Raw genomic sequence first — 19,718 nt, forward strand, 5'->3', positions numbered from 1 at the left:
TAAAAACGAGTTTTCTTTTTACATTGAGTTTAAATAGTAGTTGTATTTTTTTTATGATTTTTGTTATTGCTTTAAACTAAAAAAGTAGTTTAAAAATTTCATAATTTTGCTTTTTAAGTTAAAATTTTAGCTTTTTTAGTTTGCTTTATTTGATTATTAATAAGTAGATTTTTCTTTCGTGAGCCTTAGATTTAAATTCAGTGTTTTTGCCTTGATAGTTATTTTTAATGGAAAATTACAAATTAACTATTAAAAAAAAGTAAATAAAAAACTTGGGAAGACCCCAAGTTTTTAGATTATTTTTGACTTATGTTTTAATTAAAACAAATCAGTAATAAATGAAAATTAATTTTGTTCTTTAATTACATAAACAGATTTACGGTTTGTTAAGAAGCGTCAGAGAATTCCAAGCACACCAAAGAAAATTACACTAATTATTAATAGCGCACCAAAGAAGACAGGAACTGATATTGCCAAAGCAAGGAAAATTGAGTTTGAAGCAAGAATGTACGAGCTAAATATTCCCATTCCCAACATTGCAAAAGGAACGCTTATTAGAGTTGCTATAATTAAAATTGGGAGATAAATGCTATAGAAAAGTCTTAATTTTGTTCGATTTGAATAGCCAAGAACGTCTAGAATTGCAATGTTTTCTTGGTTTTCATTAATGATTGAAGAAGCAATAATTATTAAAATAATTAAGGAAACCGCTAGGAAAATAATGACAACAATATTAATTCCGGCTCCAAAAAGATTAGCAAAGTTAGAAATAAAGTTTGTTTCAATATTTTTAGCCTCAACACCTTGGGGGGCGATTTGGTAAATTGTATTACCATAAATTTCGTTGAAATTTTTGAGCGCCTGTTTAATTGAAGAAAGGTTTTGGTTGACAAAGGTTTGGTTAGAGAGCGATGCAAAATCTAAGTTTGAATTTTGGTTAATTCAGGTTGCATTTTGTTGCTGATTTTTGAGGTTAATAATTTTTAAAATTTCTTCTTTTGAATAACCAGCAAGTTGTAAAGCACCTTTGTTTTGGTCTTGTTCGTTTTCACTAAAACCAAAAATGTTAGCAAAAAAACCAATTGTATCATCTTGATTTAGTGAATCAACTTTAATCTCTGAACTACCTGCTCAGTATCCAGAAGGTGAGTACAAAGTAAAGGAATTAGTAATTTGCTCAATATCAGGCGAAGCGAGAATTAATCCGTTAAATGGTTTTAAATTATAAAATTCTAAGGCTAAATCAAAAATATCAAGACCAAGAAGTTTATTTGCAACGTCCTGTGAGGTAATTAATTCTGAATTTATATAAGTATCAGAAATACCAATTATTTTAAATTTAGCTGTTTTTTGTGGAATATCACGAATTTTTGCTAAATAACGGTCAACAGTGTTAATAATTGGCATTTCAATTATTGAATTTAGTCCTAAATTGTGTTTTTTGGCAAAAACGTGGTTGACAACTAAAGGATAAATATCATTTTCAATTTTGAAATCATTAATGGCTTTGAGTAAATCTTGGTTTGATTCATCTTTGATTTCAATTATTGGGTTATTTTGACTTTGGGTATTATAACCATAAATTTTAAGACCATTTTCAACTGAAGATCCGTCATTATAAGAAGTGTCAATGTAAGTATAGACTTGATTTTGTGGAACATTTTCAGCATTAGGGCTTAGAGAAATTCCACCAAAGGAAACGGTAAAGTCTTTTTCAACATTTGGGTTCAAATATGACTCGACTAAAAATTTCCGGTATTCATCACGATTTTGGACTTGACCAAAAATTGAAACTTCGTGCGCCAGGTAGTCGTTCTTTGCAGGATCAAATTTAAAGTACCAAAATCTACCTAAATTAACATTCCCCGGATCGGCTAAATATTTAAAATATGGTTGTTTGTTAGCGATTTTTTCTTCAATATTTTGTGATTGTTCCATTTGGTGAACAACTTTGTTGGAAATTGAAAAAATATTATTTCTTAATGATTCAGGAAGATTTGAAAGAACAATATCAAAAATTGAAAGGTTATTTGTTTCACTAATTTTAATATTTAGTCCTGATCGAGAAAGAACAACCGGATTTTTTGAGTTAATATTTATCTCGCCATTTTGGTTGGTATCACCAAAAACTGAAGGATTTCCTGGACGGAAGTAATTTGGCGAATTAGTGTTAATCTCTGAACCTGATCCAATTGGAACATATAAGTTTTTCTCAAGATTTTTTGGATTATAAACTACTAACGGTCCACCTTCACGCGTTGGACTAAAGAGATTTAATTTGTATGTATAATGACGATTTGAGTAAGTTTTTGTAATTGTGTTTTGGAAAATATTATGGGAAGAGAGTGAAAAAATTAGCGCAAATTGGACAATAATAATTGCAATTACTAGTGAGATAATTTTTCAAGTTGAATTAATAACAAGTGAAATTGAAAATTTGTTGACAATTTTGGTTTTTCGAAATAGTTTTGCCACTCCTTGGGCGAATTTTGAAGTGTTAATTTCAGTAATTCCTGATAATAATTGGTTTGGTTTTTGTTTTAAGTTTCAAAGAATTACTAAATAAATTAGTCCGCTGATTGCCAAAAATGGAACTACAAAAGAAAATACAAATGAAATTGGCTCAAAACTATAAAGATTTACATCAAATTCTCAAAATTGTGAAATCAAGCCAACAAGTGGAATTTTGACAAAAAATCCAACTAGATAGCCAAGAAATCCACCGATAAATGAAATTAATAAACCAATTGAGAGGAATGAAGAAGCAATTTCAAAGAGTGTATATCCTTGAGCCCGAAGAATTCCAAGCACTTTATTGTTTGTTGAAATATAACGTTTGATAATAAAGGCAACAGCAAAAAGTACTAGAATTGATAAAAATAAAGTTATATAAATATTAATTGATGAAAAAGTAGAAATTATATTTGTTCCAACTGAAATCCGCAATGACCTTTCGGGATTTAAAAAGTCAATTTCATTAGCGCTAAATGTTCGCTGGAGACGATTTAGGGCAAAATTTTTGGCAATTAAGTCATCAGTATCTTGCTTGAATTTTTCCAGATCACCTTCTGGTTTTAACTTAATTAACAAGTAATTTTTTACTGGATTTGAACGGAATGAAAAGCGAGCCTTATCAAATCCGAATTTATTTACATATGCTAAGGCTTGATTTGTCGGGTCAAGTTTAATATTTTTTTCGTCAATAACTGGATATAAATAATCAACACTAAAATCAGAACCGACAATTATATATTTAAGACCACCAGCATTTAAAATGTATTTATCATCTAATTGATCAATTAATTTTTCAATATCACTAGCATTGTCAGGAATTTGTCCTTGGTAGATTTCTTTTTGATTTTGTTCTAAATAGGTATTATTGACTTTGATAACATATGCACGATTATCATCAATGTTAATTGAGTTGCTTGCAAGGCGGGTTACAATGATTTTTTCGAAGAATTTCTCGTAGAATTTGTAAATATTAATACCGAAAAATTCAGGATTATCTTTTGATTTTTCCAAGATTGAAGCAGAAATATCTTTTAATTTATAATAATCAAGTGAAACACTGCTTGCCAAATTGCTATAAATAAAAGGTGGAAGTTCTTCACTATTTTTTATTTGTGATGATAAGAGCTCAATTAGTTGTGACTGCTCTGTTGAAGGATCAGCTTGAATTTGTCTTACAGATGGAATTCGTGATTGTAAAATAAAGGCAAGATTAAAATTGTTTGATTCAGTTTCGGTTAAGGCATCAGGATTTGTTGAGAATCATAAAGGAATTTGTGGAAGTTGCGCTGAGAAAAATTGCCCAAGTCCAAGAGAGTCTAAATTTAGTCCAACAAGCAAAGGATTTAAATTAGCATATTGAGCAACAAGTGTTGATAAAAAGCGTTTTTTGAAAGGTGAATCAGAAAATTTATTTTGTAGCAAATAATTATCCATTATATATTTAACAGATTTATTAAAGTTAGCATCAAAAGGATAATTTTGTGAATAATAAGCCAAATATCCTAAATTTTCAACTAATTCAGTTTGATTTTCAATTAGTCAATTTTTAATAGTTTTTTTATTACCATGCTGGTCAGTATATTGTTTGTCAAAAACTGGATCATTTAAAAGATTTCTAAAGGTACTGTCGTTTTTTAAATGCAAACTTGTTAGATAAGGCTGTAAAATTGACCTTGAAGCAGCAGGAAGTCCGGCAAAAAGTCCTTCTTGGTTCTGGAGATTTTTAATTCCACCAAAAAGTGTTGTTTCATTTAAAATTCCATTTGTTGAAGAAGAACTGGCAAAAGCATATAATTTATTAAATGCTTGCTGGAGTTCTAAGTTTGGAAGGTTGTTTTCGGCAACAAAACGAATTCAAAAACGATAATTACGAATTGCAAGTGGAATAATTGAGCTAGGATCATTAATAATTGAGCTTTGTAATTTATCAATTTGATCGGCTGAGGCTGAAATATAAATTGGCTTTAGTTTTAGCGGATTTCCGCCAGAATTGCCATCTTCAACTGGAGCAGGAATTTTGATTGAATTTGTTAAAAAGTAAAGAATGTCACCAATAGATTCAGAACTTGCAAAAATATTTGTATCTTCAAGACTTGGCGGTTTAATATTTGTGATAATATTACCGGTTTTTGTATAGTTTTTAAAATTAAAGATTTCAAAAATATCTTTGATTTCCTGGAGTCTGCTTTTAATATCTTCAATATTATCAAGATTTGCAATTCTTAAATATCTATTTAGGAAAATTCGTTCATTTAATGTTAGATTTGTAATTTTTATTTCAGGATTCTCAGTGAGTTTTGTCAGAATAGAACTTGCAAGAACATCAATTTGCTTACTTTTTTGCAAATTATCAGTATTTACAGCTGAATTTCAGTTAGCACTAATAAATTGTAAGTCATAAATGTCAATTTTTTCTTCATCAACTCCAGGAAGGAAATAACGAAGACCAACTTCTCCACTTCCTGAATCTTGCCCTTTTGATGAGGCATTAATTATTTTAATTAATGAATTTATTGTGTTTTGTCTTGTTTTTTCATCTTTAAGGAAAGTTCCAACAAGGGAAATTAAATAATCATTAGCAAATAATTCGCTTCGCTTGAAAAACTCTTGGTTTTCTTGTGCTTTTTTCAAATTTTCTGGCAGATTTACATATTTATCATAACCATCTGAAAAAGAGGTTTTTGTCAAATAATCAAGATTTTTTGCAAAAGTTGCAATGTCAAAATTAGTAATTAATTCAATTAGACCTTCGTTAATGTTTGAATAAGGATTAGCACTTCCTTTTCCGTTCAGTTTTCCAAGAATTTTGATAATTTGAGCTTGTTTATCTTTTGCAAATTTTTCAACAATTGGTTTTGTTAAAAATCCAAAAAAGCCTTTGGTTTTTTCATCAACAACAGTTGAAAACATTGCATTAAAATCAATTTCATTAACAATATCAATTAGTCCTGATTTTATTCTTTGTTGGTCAATTGACTTCAAAAATTCTTTGACAAAATCGGAAGTTGAAAAAAGACTAATTAAATTTGACTTGTTTTTATTAGCTTCTTCGAATCAATTATTTAAATTAGTAAGTAGTTTTTCAAAGTCAATTGAATAAATGACTGTTTTAAGTCCATTTAATAAATTAATTGGATTTTTAATTGCCTTAGCTAGCGCCTCAACTCCACCAAGTCGTTGAATTTGATCAAAAATATCAACACCAAAAGTAGATAAAACTGAGTTTAGTGAAAAAATTTGTCTAAGAAGATAAAGACTTCGATCTGAATTAGAAACAGCTGACTCTTGGGTTTTAGCAATTATTTGGTCAACAAAATTAGCTAGAACATCATTAATAATTGTTGGACGGTTATTTTTAACTAAATTATGCCCGGCCTTTACGAGTAATTCAGAAAGTAAATTATAATTTTTAGTTCGAAAAGAAAGAATATCAACTAATTTAATTTCATCAGCAGCATTAGCAAGAGCGGCAAAAATTGCATCTACATCCGGTTTTAAGAAAAAGCCATTATCGACTAAAACAGAATTATTTAAGGCATCAGCAGCTTGTAAAAATAATGAGCGCGCTGATTTTTGTGTGTCAATTTCATTTTGAACATTAGTTGAAAAGTAATAGTAAATTAACGGAATTGTTGCTGTATTTGAAAAATTATCTACCCGTCTAAATCAACCATTTGGCGAAATTTTGGCATCAATTTCAAAGTTTTTACTTGCCAAGAAATTTGCCAGTAAGGCTTGTGTTCTCTGCTCACGACTTCCAGGAACTGAAGAGTCAGTTTTTATAATATTTTCAGGAAGCAGGGTTCATTTAGTCTCACCGAGGTTTTTAAAAACATAGCCAAATTGGTAATTTGGCAGCAAAATTATTCCGTGAAAACCGAGGTTTGCAAAATTGCTTGTAGTAGGAATTGGACTGTCGTCTTGAACTTTTTTAAGTAAGACAATTTTTGTATTTAAAATGTTTTGGTAAAGCAATTTTTGATCATCTTGAAATTCAACATTACCAAAAGTTACTTTTAAATCAATTAAGTTTGGATCAATTCCGTAACTCTCATGAGCTGCGGCAATTATTTTAGCTTGAAAAATTGGCGGAATTTTTGTATTTGAGTCATCTAAAATTTTTCCAACTTGTGGAAATAGTTTAGTTTCTCTTTTTGATTTATAATCTTGAATTTCGTTAAATAGCCTTCCAAGTTGTTGCTGTTGTTCTAAATTTTGATTATCAAAACTGATTTTATTAAAAACTTCAGGACTAATTCCGGAATTAATAAAATGAATAACTTGGTTTGTTGTTGAATCTTGACCTTTTTGTTGAACGTCAATTGTAAAAGTTTGTCTTGTTCCAATTGAGTCAACTACTTTTACATCTCTTCCATTAACTTTTTGTGAGTAGTCTTGCAAATAATTATAAAAATAAACATTTGCATATTCTTGAACATTTTGTGAAAGTTTTAAAAAGGTTGCGTTTTTAATATTTGAATTTGATAAGTTATTTAATTCTTCATTTGTAACAAGTGCTAAATTGTTACTATTTAGTTGTTCAATTTGGGCAATTGTACTTACAAAAGATGGATCATCCTTTTTTTGGAAATTAACGGTTAAATCTGCGATTGAAAGATCAGCAGAGACAACAGTTTCATGATTGCCATCAGTAGTTATTATCCGTTTTTCCCAGTAGTTAATATTTTGTAATTCTTCAAATTGTTTAGGGTTATTATTTTTTAAATAAAGCAAATATTCTTTAATAAAACCAGTGAAATTTTGACTGTTTGCATCAATTTCTTTAAGTTTATATTTGTGATTGATATACTCAACTTTAGATCTTAGATCACGAACTCAGTTTGGCAATAATTGGTAGTTTTGACCTGGATCTAAAATTCTAAACTCATTAGAGCTTCAGTTTATATCCTTTGTTAATTTAAAAGTTTTATTTTGAAATCTCGCAGTAATAGAATCGCCATTTTGAGTAAAATTAACAAACGAACTGTTAGTATTTTGAATCTCAAAATCACCATCAACTTTTTGTTTAATGTTTAAAAGTTCATGCAAATCCTGGCCTTTTAATTCAAAGCCAATTCCTTGTCTTTGTCAACTTGAGCCTAAAATTGGATCAAAAGTAGCTTGTTTTGTAACACCATTAATGACAAGTGAGTTAGCAAAATTGATAATAATTTTATCTCCTTGTTTGAAATAAACAAGAATGTCACTAGCTTTATAATTTGTTCTGTCTAAGGTTATTGTATCACCAGTTGTCAGAGAATATGATTTTACTTTTTTTTGAAAATTTTTACCATCACTAGTTGTATAGACTGGCAAAAATGCTTGTTTTGACAATGAAAATGTGTTGTCATCATTTAATTTTGCATTAAAGTAAAATTCGCGACTAAATTCGCTTGAGAGAACATATTCATCCTGACTTAAACTAGGTGAAATTGAACCTAAACTAATAAAATTATCTTTTATTATTAGTTGTTTTTTACTTTTTTCGGACTCGAGCGGTAGATAAACGTCTGGTTTGAGTTCATCATATCCTTCGTTTTGGGCGTTTCCAAAATAATTAAATTCAGTATTAATCGTTGCATCATGAAGACCAGAAAAATTTTTATACTCATCTAACCGGTCTTCATAGGCACGATTTGTCGTGAATAAAGTTGTAAAAATTACGGCGGTAAAGAAAACTAAAGTTATTAGCCCAACAAAAATAACTTTAGTTTTTAAAAACATTGCAAATATGTGTTTAAAAATCTTTTTCATAGGCTACCTACCTTAAAACTTAAAATTATAGTTTAAAAAATAAAAAATAAAAACAAAAAAATAAATTAAAATTTAAAAATCAACTCGACAAATTGACCGTATATATAAATAATAAATAATATATATAGCTAAAATCTCGATCTAAATTTTTAAGATCCTAGCTCGAATTAGCTCTAAAAAAAACTTTTTTAAATTGTCAAATTTTTAAAAAAGATTTTTTTATTTAAAAATGTAGTATAATTTAATTTTTATTTTATTTTTCTAGTTTGCTCCTTATCTAATTGGACCAATCTAATCCATTTGTATTAAAAAAATCTGGAATAACAAAAAGAAGCGGGGTAAAATAATGAAAAAAAATATCTCCAAACCTGATTTTTCTAAAGCATTCAAAATATTTTTAAGTTTTGGTACTTTATCTCTGGCCGTCTCTGGAATTACTTTAATTGGTATAAAAAATCGCGATAAAACCGAGCATTTTAATGTACCAATAACCCATTCAGCCCAGGAAACTGAAAAACTTTTAGACCAAATTAACTATTTATCAATAGGTGATTCAATTTCTGCTGGTTTTAATTGAGATTATTCTATTGATCTCCGCGGAAAAATTGATGGAAATAACAAAATTAACGGACTCTCATATCCAGCTTTTTTTGCTAGTTTTATTCAAAAAATAAAACCAAATGCACTTAAATCCTTTGATAATTTGGCCCTTTCTTGGACAACAATTAGCGATTGACTTTACTTGCTTAATCCTGAAAATCAAGCGTATAAACATTCTGATAAGACTCATTTTAATTTCAATTATCATTTAGACCAAAAATTAGACTCACCATATGGACAGCAAATTCGTGACGTTTTTGGCGATTTTAATTCAAATAATTACCCAAAACTACGTCAAAAAATTCAAAATTCTAATTTGCTAACTCTTTCATTAGGTGCAAATGATTTAATGGAAGCTATTGATTTTCGCACAATCGCTAAGCCGATGCAAAAACTTGCTACAAAAGCTGAGGCAAATTTTGAATTTGCACAAAACATTGAAATTGCAAATCAAAGAATTTACAGAAATTTACAATTACTAATTCAAAGTTTACGAAGAATCAATCCTAATTTACAAATAGTTTTAGTTGGCTATAATTCTTTGTCTTCAAAAATTATTAAATTCTTTGAGAAAATGCTCACAAACGAAATTGGCGTTCCAGAAAACTATGCTGATTCAGTAATAAAACGTTTGAATTCAACAATAAAAAAAGCCGCAAAAAACCAAAAAGTAAATTATGTTGATTTATACAATGAATCAATTTGGCAAGAAAAAAGTTCTGAATTTAGCACAAATGACTTAGATATTCACCCATCAACTAAGGGTTATAAAAAAATGGCGCAAGATCTACTGTTCAAATTAGCTTTTGAACAAGACCTTGAGTTCAAAAAAGATGCAAATACTAAATTAAACTGAGGCGAAAATTATGTCCAAAAAGATAATAATTATTACCGCCGAATTCTAAATTTAGGTAACAATTCAGAAATTTTGAAGGCTTTAACAGTTGACAATTCCCCTGAAAAATTTATTTCAGAAAACTCTGAAATTGAACAATTGACCACTCAAAATGTTAAAAAAGCAACTCAATCACCGATAGAAAATTTTCTAAACGTAATACTAAACAATAATTTTGGCGCATTTTTAAACCGTTTTGTCCAGTTAGCTGTTCAAAATAATTCAAGCGTGCAAAAAATTTTGACTGATTTTTGACAGGAAAACCAAAATTCAGGCGCTTCTTTTTCCGAAATTTTGCAAAAAATTTACTCAAGTGGCTTTTTTAGTAAAATTATTAACCGTTTTCAGACTTATGTTCAAGATGTAACTAATAAAAAAGACTGAGAAAAAGCAACAATTTCTGACCTTGTTAATTATATTTTTGCTGATTTTGACGAAAAGCAAATAATTGATGTTTTAAATACTGTTGTAACTTCTGAATTTGCAGATAAAAATCCTGAAAAAATTAAAGAATTAATTTTTTCATCCATTTTTGGCCAAACAATAATCCAAGATTTGCTAATAAATAACATTATCAAAATCGACCTTAAAAATAAAGAAGACTTAAAAGTTGTCTTTACTTTTGACTCAATAAGAAAATTATTTTCTAAAATAATTACTGACTACCATCTTCGCTCAAGTGAATATAAGAATTCACAGAATTTTCACGAAATAATTCGAACTTATTTAGAAAATCCTGATAATGACAATGATAATGTCATTTTTATTCGAAATTTTATCTCTGAAACACTAAAACATCATGAATCTGTTAAATTATTAGTATCGATTATTAACGATAATTTTGAGTTCAATTTGAACGAGGAAGATCAAAATGCGCTAGTTAATCTTTTAGTTTCAATTGCCGATGTTGTTGTTCGCACTAATGTTTGGGCTAAACTAAATGATCAAGCAGCCAAAAATTTCTTAAATGTTATTAAAAAAATCAATACTACTGATATCTCTGAAAATATTGCTTCAATTTTTTCAGAGCAAATTTATACAAATTACTCATCTTTTTTTAAAGATTCCAAAAATTTACTTGATTTATTTCACGAACTTTTAAGTTTTGATTTGAGCCAAAACCAAATTGACTCACTAAAAAAATTACTTAATAAATTCTACCCAGTTTTAACAAAATTTGACTTAACTAATTTTATTGATGAGTCAACCCCAAATTTTGCTAGTTTTTCATTCTTTTTTGACTCAGCTAAAGATTTTTTGGCTTCAAATTCATTTAAACCACTGGCAGACATTGTAAATCAAGCCATCGATGATTTTTTAGTAAATAAAAACAAATACCAACAAATTGACAACTTAAATCGTTTTGGCTTTCAGTTTTTAGCCAATAATTTGCCAAAACTTGAGGAAAATGTTTATGAATTTATCGCCGCAAATGTTGAAAAAGAGGAATTTTTAACTAATCTTACTAGTTTAATTTCAAATTCACTAAGCTCATCAGGCTTAACTGAAAAATCAATTTCAACTTTTACATCAATAATTGAGCTAATTTTTCAAGATTTTCGCGTTAAATATCTAGCTTGAAAAGAAGACAGAGATGCTCCAACTGATAATTTAATTTTTGGATTTGTAAAAGCTGCCCTACAAAACTTTGAAACTTTTTATAAAGAAAATTCTGACGAGCATAATTCAGCAAAATTACTTTTAGAAGAAGCTAAAAAACAACAAGATGAACTAGAAATTGAAAAATATTCGCAAGAAATTGCCCTAACAGATCAAAAACTATCCTTCCAAAATTTTTCATCATACTTTTTAAATAATTTTTTCACTCAAGATACAATTTATAGTCTCTTAAAAAATCTTGCAAGTCTTGATTTTAAAACTAAAATTTCAAATGAAGACTTGGTTTTATTTTTCAAAAATCTTTTTGGACAGTCTTTTTTACAGAACCAACTTCTTGGTAAATTAAGTCAAAATAGTTTTTTTAGCAACCCTAAAATCCAAGAATCACTTTTAAAAATTTTAACAAACTTTTTTGAATCAAAACAAGTTGAACAATTACTTTCAAAACTTATTGAGTATTTTTTTGACAAAAAACAATTTGAATCACATCCAAATTTTAATTCACTAGTTGAAAATTTTCTCAAACAAAACACTCAACTAATTGAGCAAGTTTTTACCCTTTTCTTAGGAGATTCTTCAACTTGAGATTCAATTTCTGAATTTTTAGAGATAATTTTGGCTGAATATAAATTAGATTTGTCTGAAGATTCAGTTAATACAATTTTGGCTTTAGTTCGTGATATTTTTTCAAAACTAAAAGACTCAACTTTAGATTTTGATCAAGATCCCAAAACTCATTCGCCACTAGTAATAAAAGCACTGATTTCAATTATACTTGATGCAATTTCAGGTAATTCTACCCCTAAAAAACCGGTTCTTGAGACTTTATTTGACAGTTTTAGCGTTGATATTGCTAATTTTTATTATTCTCAAGAGTCAACAAGTACCGATGCCTCAAGCAAACTTTCCCAAGATAGTATTGCGACTTTAATTTCCGAAGTTGTTAGAAGTAAGCCTATTTCTGAACAGATTCGGACAGGCCTGGCAAATATTCCAAAAGAATATCTTGACAGTGTTATGCCAATTTTTAATTGATTTTTAGAATCACCGGCACTAAAAGATCTGTTTAAATCATATTTTAAAATAGTTGCAAAAACACAAATTAAACAGCCACTGAATAACCTTTCATTAATTAAGACACTATTTGAAAAGCAATATTTTAACAAAATTATTGGTGAATTTATTGTTAAACTAGATGAAAAAGACAACAAGTTGAGCGACAATTTTTCAACACTAGTTGGAAAAATGTTTGATACTCAATTTAAAGACACTGAATTTCAGCCATTTTTTAAACTAATAAAAGAAATAATAAAAAACAATCTTGAAAACTTTTACAAAGAAGAAGTGGATCCAACAGGACTTATTCCAGACGAAGCTTCCACCGTTAATGTAAGTGAGAATTTTTCCCAAGTATTAGTGAGCGCTCAACCTTTTAGCGATACTGACCAAACCCAAGACCAAACCTCTTCATCATCTGAATCTTCTCAAGAAACAACCTCACCGCAAATCCAGGCAAATTATTCTAAAGATAATGCCTTATTAACAAAATTTATATCAATTTTGAGCAAAATAACAAGCGGTGAGGTTTCTTTTTCAAATCTTAAAACACTTTTAGAGTCCGAAATTGGAAAAGAAGAATTTATTATTGACCTTATAAAACAAGTTGCATCAGTTTATAATAAAATTTCTGAAGATGAAAGAAACAATCTTTGAAATATCATCGTTAAAATTTTTGATTCATCATTTTTCAAAGACAAAATTAGTTTATTAAGCATTGGCGATGTGTCTAGCTTTTCACTATTTAGTGGTTTATCAGCAGAAAAAAAGAAAACAATTGAGCCATTACTTAAAAAGTTACTCATAAAATTTTTACCTGAGTCAATGAATAAAGTTTTAATTTTTCGTCTTTTAGATTATATGAACAAAAATTCTGCTTTATTCAAAGAAGTAAAAACATTTTCCGGCCTTTTAGTTAAATTTTTAAGTGATGAAACCAATAGAAACACCACTAATAGTCAGGCAAATTCTCAAAATGAATCAAATTCAGTATTTTTAAAATCATATCTATGATCTGTGGTTGACTTTTTAATAAAAGATGCTGATTTTGCTGATCTAGCAGCCGACATAATCGCTGTATATTTAAAATTAAAATTGGATAATAATGAAAATCTTAAGAAGGTTAAAATAGACAAACCAAGGGAAATAATTACTAAATTTTTCGATGATTTTATAAATTTAGGACTAGAAAATCCGTTACTTTCAGGAATATTAGATCAAATTGTAGAGTCAATCAAAACTTTAGATCCAAGTCAAGAAGCCACAAGCTTTTTTGGCACTATTTTTAGCAAATTAGATTTAGCAAAATTAATTAATCTTGATTTAGTTGTTAAAATTGAACCAAAAATTGGCGGAGATGACTCAACTGGCCAAAGTTCAACCGATCGAAAAAATCTAATTGATGAAACAAAATTAACAATAAAAACCCCAACTAATCAAAAAATATCAACTAAATCAATTGCTGACTTTTTTGATTTAATATTTTTAGCCTCTCCAAACTGAAATAAGGATAAGGAAAATGAAGCTTCGCCAATTTTAAAAGAATTAAATCATATAAAATACACAGGAATTTCATTTGAATCAATTTTTAAATCAGGTCAAAAAGACCCTCAACTTGAGGCAATTTCAAAATTATTTCATAGAATTTGGTACTCTGAAAGCACCAAATCTAGCAAAATATCAATCTCTAACTTTAAAGACTCATCAAAAGGAAGACTCCTTTATAGATTAGTTTTAATTCTTCTTTTTTATACATATGAATCAAGAATTTCTCAGTTTTGAGCACGATCCTCAGCGTTTTACGGTGGTATTTTGTCTGCCTATACTGCATCTGAAATAATCCGTGCATCTTTACAAAACGGTCAACAAGCAAATACAAACAAAACTAACGATAATGATTATAAAACTTTCATTGACAAAATAATAGGTGACCCAGTAAAACCTAAAGCTGGTTGATGGCAAATTTGAACGTCTTATTATTCAGCTTCCGATGTTAAATTAAACGATATGCTAACAATGATTTATTATAATTTAGATGGTAATCGATTTTCAAAAGATACCGGTCAACCTAGATTAAGAGACCAAGTTTTGCAGCAAATTCATGATGGAACTTATCCTACTAATTACGAAAAGCCTAAAAGATAGTAAATCAATATAAAATTGAATTAATGTTAATATTTTTTATATTCTTTTTATAATAGAGTTTTACTTGTATATTTAATCACAGAAATCTTCTAGAGGTGTTTAGAAGTTTTTTCATTTTTTAATAATAAATATTAAAAAATGATCCAAATTTCACTAGTTTTGACCGTACAAGTTTAAATTATTAACTAAAGTTTTTTTCCTTAGATGGCAAAAAATTTTTATTTCATGTTAAAAATTTTTTTAAAAAAGCAAAAATTTTAGGAAAATTTAGCCATTTTTCCACTATAATTTATCTTTAATAAGAAAAAATTTTAAATCAAAAGGAAAATTATGGCAAGCAAAGATGGAATAATAAAAAGTATATTAGCAAAATTCACACCTTATATGCCAAAACATAATATACTTTTCAATGTTTATGGCCAACCAATTAAAGGATATCCCGTTGTTATTTGATATAGTGATAACACGGATATGCATTATTTTGTCAAAGCACGAAGAGCTTCTAAAAAAGGAATAATAACGGATAAATTGCCAACAGAAATTCTTATTCCTGCAAGTGCGACAAAGTCTGATTCTTTATTTTTTAAAGATAGTCTACTTGATTGTTCACAGATTTTTAGAATGCGCGCAAAAGATTTTGAAGTTGCGTATGGAAGAAGTAATTATCCAGAAATTGACCAACTGCCTTTTAATTATGCAATGCAAATTATTAATCAAGTAGAAAAAAACTTTAAAAATGACCACATCTCATTAATGAATGTAAGTATTATAGGATATAATAATAAACAAAAACCTATTATTGAACCAGAATTACTATATGCAAGCAATGCTAGTTTTGACCAAGAAAAAGGATGGGGAGAAAAATTATTAGAAAACAGAGATTCTGAAACAATTAGAAAAGCCAATGCTTTTGTTGTTAATTATCATCGCAAAGAACACACATCAGTAGAATTAAATCCAGTTAAATCTGGAATAAATATAACAAAAGAAGAATTAATGGTTGATAGAGTTTATACTCCAATTTATCATTATATATATGATAATGAACTATTAGATAAAGGCGCTAATGTTGTTGAAATTATCGATTTAGTTAAAAAAGATATTTTTAACACCGAAGAATTTAAAGACTATAAAGTATCAGATGGTGATGTCTGAGGTAGTCTCACTCTTCCTTGAGGGCGAAGAAGAACAAGCTTAAATATTGTTGATGAATATGATATAAATTCAGACAAATTAACTAAAATTCAACAAAACTATTTTTTCTATAATACAGAAGATAAGCAACTTTTAGAATTTAAATCAGCTTATGAAAACCAAAAATTAGCACAATGAATTGATAATAGTTGTTTTTATGATGAGTTTAGAGATTATATTGAACAAGGATTTGAAGACTATGATTGGTCAAAGGAAGAGATAGCTACTTGATTTATTAAAGAAAGATTTTGTATTGAAAATATATCAATCATTAATGAAGAATTAGAAAACAGAAATCTTTTAGCCCAACAAAAATATCAAGAAGATGAAGAACAACAAACTCAAAAACCTAAAGGAATGAAAATGTAATTCTTAAATATAAGTACCATTTATTGTGCTTTTTTACTGCTTTAGTCTATACTATAAATAATTAAATATTAATTTTAAGTATGATGATTTATGAATAAAAATAACAAACAAATTCTAGAACAGGAGAGAATAGATGACTAAAAACGAGGCTATGACTAACTTGTGAGTGTATGGTATGTTAAATGAAGCTGGTCTAAAGGATTTTACTCATGCTCAAGGTAGTAACATAGAAGAAATAAAAAAAGCACTTTCCACAGCTTCAAAGAGAGGGACAAGAAAGCATGGTTATCCTGAATATGTTACTGTTGTTGATGATTTCTTGATTGTAATAGAAAATAAAGCAAGTATTGATAAACATATTAAATGAGATGATAGAAACTTAATTGCAAGTGACAGAAATTCAACAACTAACTATGCTGTTAACGGCGCACTACATTATGGAAAGCATCTTGCAGAAAATACAAATTTTAAAAAAATCATAGCTATTGGTGTTAGTGGTGATGAAAAAAACCATAAAATAACTCCGTTGTTTGTTGACGAAAGAGGAGAATATAAGGTGCTTAATGATCTTGAGACATTTATATCTTTTAATGTTGATAATATTCGCGAATATTATGAAAAAGAAATATTAGAAATTCCAACTAATTATGAGTTGACAACCGAAGAACTACTAAAAGTTGCTCGTGATTTGCATGAAGACTTAAGAAAATATGGAAATTTAAAAGATAACGATAAACCTTTGATTGTTTCAGCAATTCTATTAGCCTTATCTGAAATAGAGCATAAAAACTTTGATATATCTGATTTAAATGGAGACAAAATCAAAACAGATGGCCAAAAAATTTATGAAGCTATAGAAGCTAATTTAAAAAGAGCAAATGTTAGCCCTGAGGTAAAAAGAGATAAGCTTTTAAATCAATTTAATATAATTAAATATAATAATATGATTAATGAAAGGATCCCTAATCTTGGTAAGACGCCTTTAAGACATTTTACAGAAGTTCTTCATAAAAGTATTTTTACAAACATAAAGTACAGTTCATCTGCTGAGGACTATATAGGAAGATTTTACGGAGAGTTTATGTCCTATTCTGGAGGAGACGGACAAAGCTTAGGTATTATATTAACTCCAAAACATATTACAGAATTGTTTTGTGACTTACTTGATATAAAGCCGACAGACAAAGTATTAGACCCCTGCTGTGGTACTGCCGGATTCCTAATTGCAGCTATGCATAAGATGTTGCTAAAAACGGAAGATGAAGAAGAAAAGAATGAAATAAGAAAAAATAGACTGTTTGGAATTGAGCTGCAAGATTATATGTTTACGATAGCAACAACTAATATGATTTTGCGTGGTGATGGGAAAAGTAATTTAGAAAATCAAAATTTCTTAGCACAAAATCCTAGAAAAATACAGCTTAAAGGTTGTACAATAGGTATGATGAACCCGCCTTATTCCCAAGGTTCTAACCAAAACCCTAAACTATATGAAATTTATTTTATAAATCATTTATTAGAAAGTATGGTAAAAGGAGCTAAAATAGCTGTTATTGTTCCCCAATCAACTTTCACAGGGAAAACGAAACACGAGCAAAATTTAAAGACTAAGATTTTAAAGAAACATACTCTTGAAGGAGTTATAACTCTTAATAAAGATACTTTTTATGGAGTAGGAACAAATCCTTGTATTGGAATTTTTACTGCTGGAATTCCTCATTCTAAAACGAAAAAAGTAAAATTTATTAACTTTGAAAATGATGGGTTCGTTGTTAGTAAACACATTGGTTTAATAGATGATGGAAGTGCAAAAGATAAAAAACAATATCTTCTTGATGTGTGGAACAATCAGATAAAAGCACCAACAAAGTTTTGTGTAAAAACCACAATAAAAGATACCGATGAATGGTTACATTCTTTCTATTACTTTAATGATGAAATTCCTAGTAATGAAGATTTTGAGAGAACTATAGCTGACTATCTAACTTTTCAAGTAAATATGATTACTCATGGAAGAGGCTACTTATTTGGTCTAAATAGAGAAATCAAACAAGAGAAAAAACAAGCCTTGAAAATAGCAAAAGATGGTGAAAACTATGTATAAGTATCATCTAAGTGATGTAGAATGATGTGAGTTTTTGATAGATGATTTGTTTGATGTGGTTAGAGGTAATGCTAAAAATTTAACAACAAGAGAGCTATCCGAAACCAAGAACAAATCACTTCCATTACTATCGTCAAAGGATCAAAATAATGCATTATCAGGATTTACTATAAAAAAAGATAGTGAAAAAAGCTATATAAATGCAATAACATTAAATAGCAATGGTAGTGTTGGTTATTCTTTTTATCATAGCTATGAGTTTATAGCATCAACTGATGTTTCTATTTTGTTTTTAAAAGGTCATATTTTAAATGAAAACAATGCTATTTTTTTAATAAAATGCATCGAAAAAATTGCTATAGCTAAATTTGCTTATGGATATAAAGCTAGCCTTAAAAGATTAAGAAGAACTAAAATTTTACTCCCTGTAGATAATGATAGAAAACCTAACTTTCGTTTTATGGAAAGATATATTAAAGAAAGAAAATATCACATAAAAAGTACATTAATAGAATTTTTAGAGAGAGAGAGAGAGAGAGAGAGAGACGCACACACGCAGAGAGAGAGAGAGAGAGAGAGAGAGAGAGTAGCCGCCTGCCATATAATTTTTCTAATGTTAAATGAAAGGATTTTTTTATAGGTGGTAGTGATGGTATTTTTCAGATTAACGCTACTAAAAGTGGTATAGATAAAAATAAATTAAATTTAGAGAATGGGAATATACCATATATAACAAGAAGCAAAATTGATAATGGTATTAATTTTTTTATATCAAGTAATCAAAACAAGAAATATAATAAAGACAAAGGTAATGTTATTATAATAGGATTAGATACACAAACTTGTTTTTATCAAGAAAATGATTTTTATACAGGGCAAAATGTCCAAATTTTAAGTAACAAGAAACTTAATAAAAAAATAGCTATGTTTCTTATTCCTTTAATTAAAAGCCAAATAAAAAAACTAAATTGAGGAGGTAATGGCGCTACATTATCAAGACTTAATCGAATGAAAATTTTATTGCCTATAGATGAGCAAGGCGCTCCTAATTGGATTTATATGGAAAGGTTTATAGAAAATATTGAACAAAAGAAAATAAATGAATTACTTATTTGAGCAAACCAAACACAACAACAAGAACATCAAGAAGATGAAGGACAACAAACCCAAAATCAAAAGCCATATAGAGATGAATTAACTTATCAATTTTTAAGATTACAAGCTGAAAAACAACTCCAAGAATGAGAAGAAGAAAGATTGAAAAAAGAAGAAGAAAAATCTAAAAAAGATATTCCAACATTCAAAATAAAAATGTAAAAAGCAGAAAAACAAGAACTTACACACTTAATTTGCACTATTTTTCACTAGTTTTTTACCATCCGAACTTAAGTCATTAATTAAAGTTTTTTTCTTCAGATGTATAAATCATCATTCTTTATTTTATATTAAAAATTATTTAAAAAACAG

General features: G+C 28.4%; 6 protein-coding genes. 5 read left to right on the top strand and 1 reads right to left on the bottom strand.

The genetic code is table 4. The annotated features are described in order from the left end of the window. Positions 1-345 precede the first annotated feature (345 nt). Positions 346-8,268, bottom strand: coding sequence for an ABC transporter permease (locus PWA39_RS01515; protein ID WP_069099597.1), 7,923 nt, complete (start codon positions 8,266-8,268; stop codon positions 346-348). 346 nt (positions 8,269-8,614) lie between these two features. Here PWA39_RS01515 and PWA39_RS01520 point away from each other — a divergent pair, with 346 nt between their 5' ends. The 5 genes from PWA39_RS01520 to PWA39_RS01540 all read left to right on the top strand — a co-directional run bounded on the left by PWA39_RS01520 (position 8,615) and on the right by PWA39_RS01540 (position 19,568). Next, positions 8,615-14,584, top strand: coding sequence for an SGNH/GDSL hydrolase family protein (locus PWA39_RS01520; RefSeq protein ID WP_274827486.1), 5,970 nt, complete (start codon positions 8,615-8,617; stop codon positions 14,582-14,584). Between the two features lie 330 nt (positions 14,585-14,914). Continuing rightward, complete coding sequence (locus tag PWA39_RS01525) at positions 14,915-16,147, top strand: Mbov_0400 family ICE element protein (RefSeq protein ID WP_069099261.1); 1,233 nt, start codon at positions 14,915-14,917, stop codon at positions 16,145-16,147. Positions 16,148-16,280: 133 nt separating this feature from the next. Continuing rightward, complete coding sequence (locus PWA39_RS01530) at positions 16,281-18,251, top strand: HsdM family class I SAM-dependent methyltransferase (protein WP_069099260.1); 1,971 nt, start codon at positions 16,281-16,283, stop codon at positions 18,249-18,251. Beyond that, positions 18,244-18,891 carry a restriction endonuclease subunit S gene (locus PWA39_RS01535; protein ID WP_069099259.1) on the top strand — a complete coding sequence of 216 codons (648 nt, stop codon included), beginning with the start codon at positions 18,244-18,246 and terminating at the stop codon, positions 18,889-18,891. The genes PWA39_RS01530 and PWA39_RS01535 overlap by 8 nt, the downstream gene beginning before the upstream one ends. Positions 18,892-18,914: 23 nt before the next feature. Continuing rightward, entirely contained in the window at positions 18,915-19,568 is a 654-nt protein-coding gene (locus tag PWA39_RS01540) for a restriction endonuclease subunit S (RefSeq protein WP_265347901.1), read from the top strand. Positions 19,569-19,718 lie beyond the last annotated feature (150 nt).

The sequence above is a fragment of the Mesomycoplasma ovipneumoniae ATCC 29419 genome (assembly GCF_028885435.1).
GTDB classification, from domain to species: domain Bacteria; phylum Bacillota_I; class Bacilli_A; order Mycoplasmatales; family Metamycoplasmataceae; genus Mesomycoplasma; species Mesomycoplasma ovipneumoniae.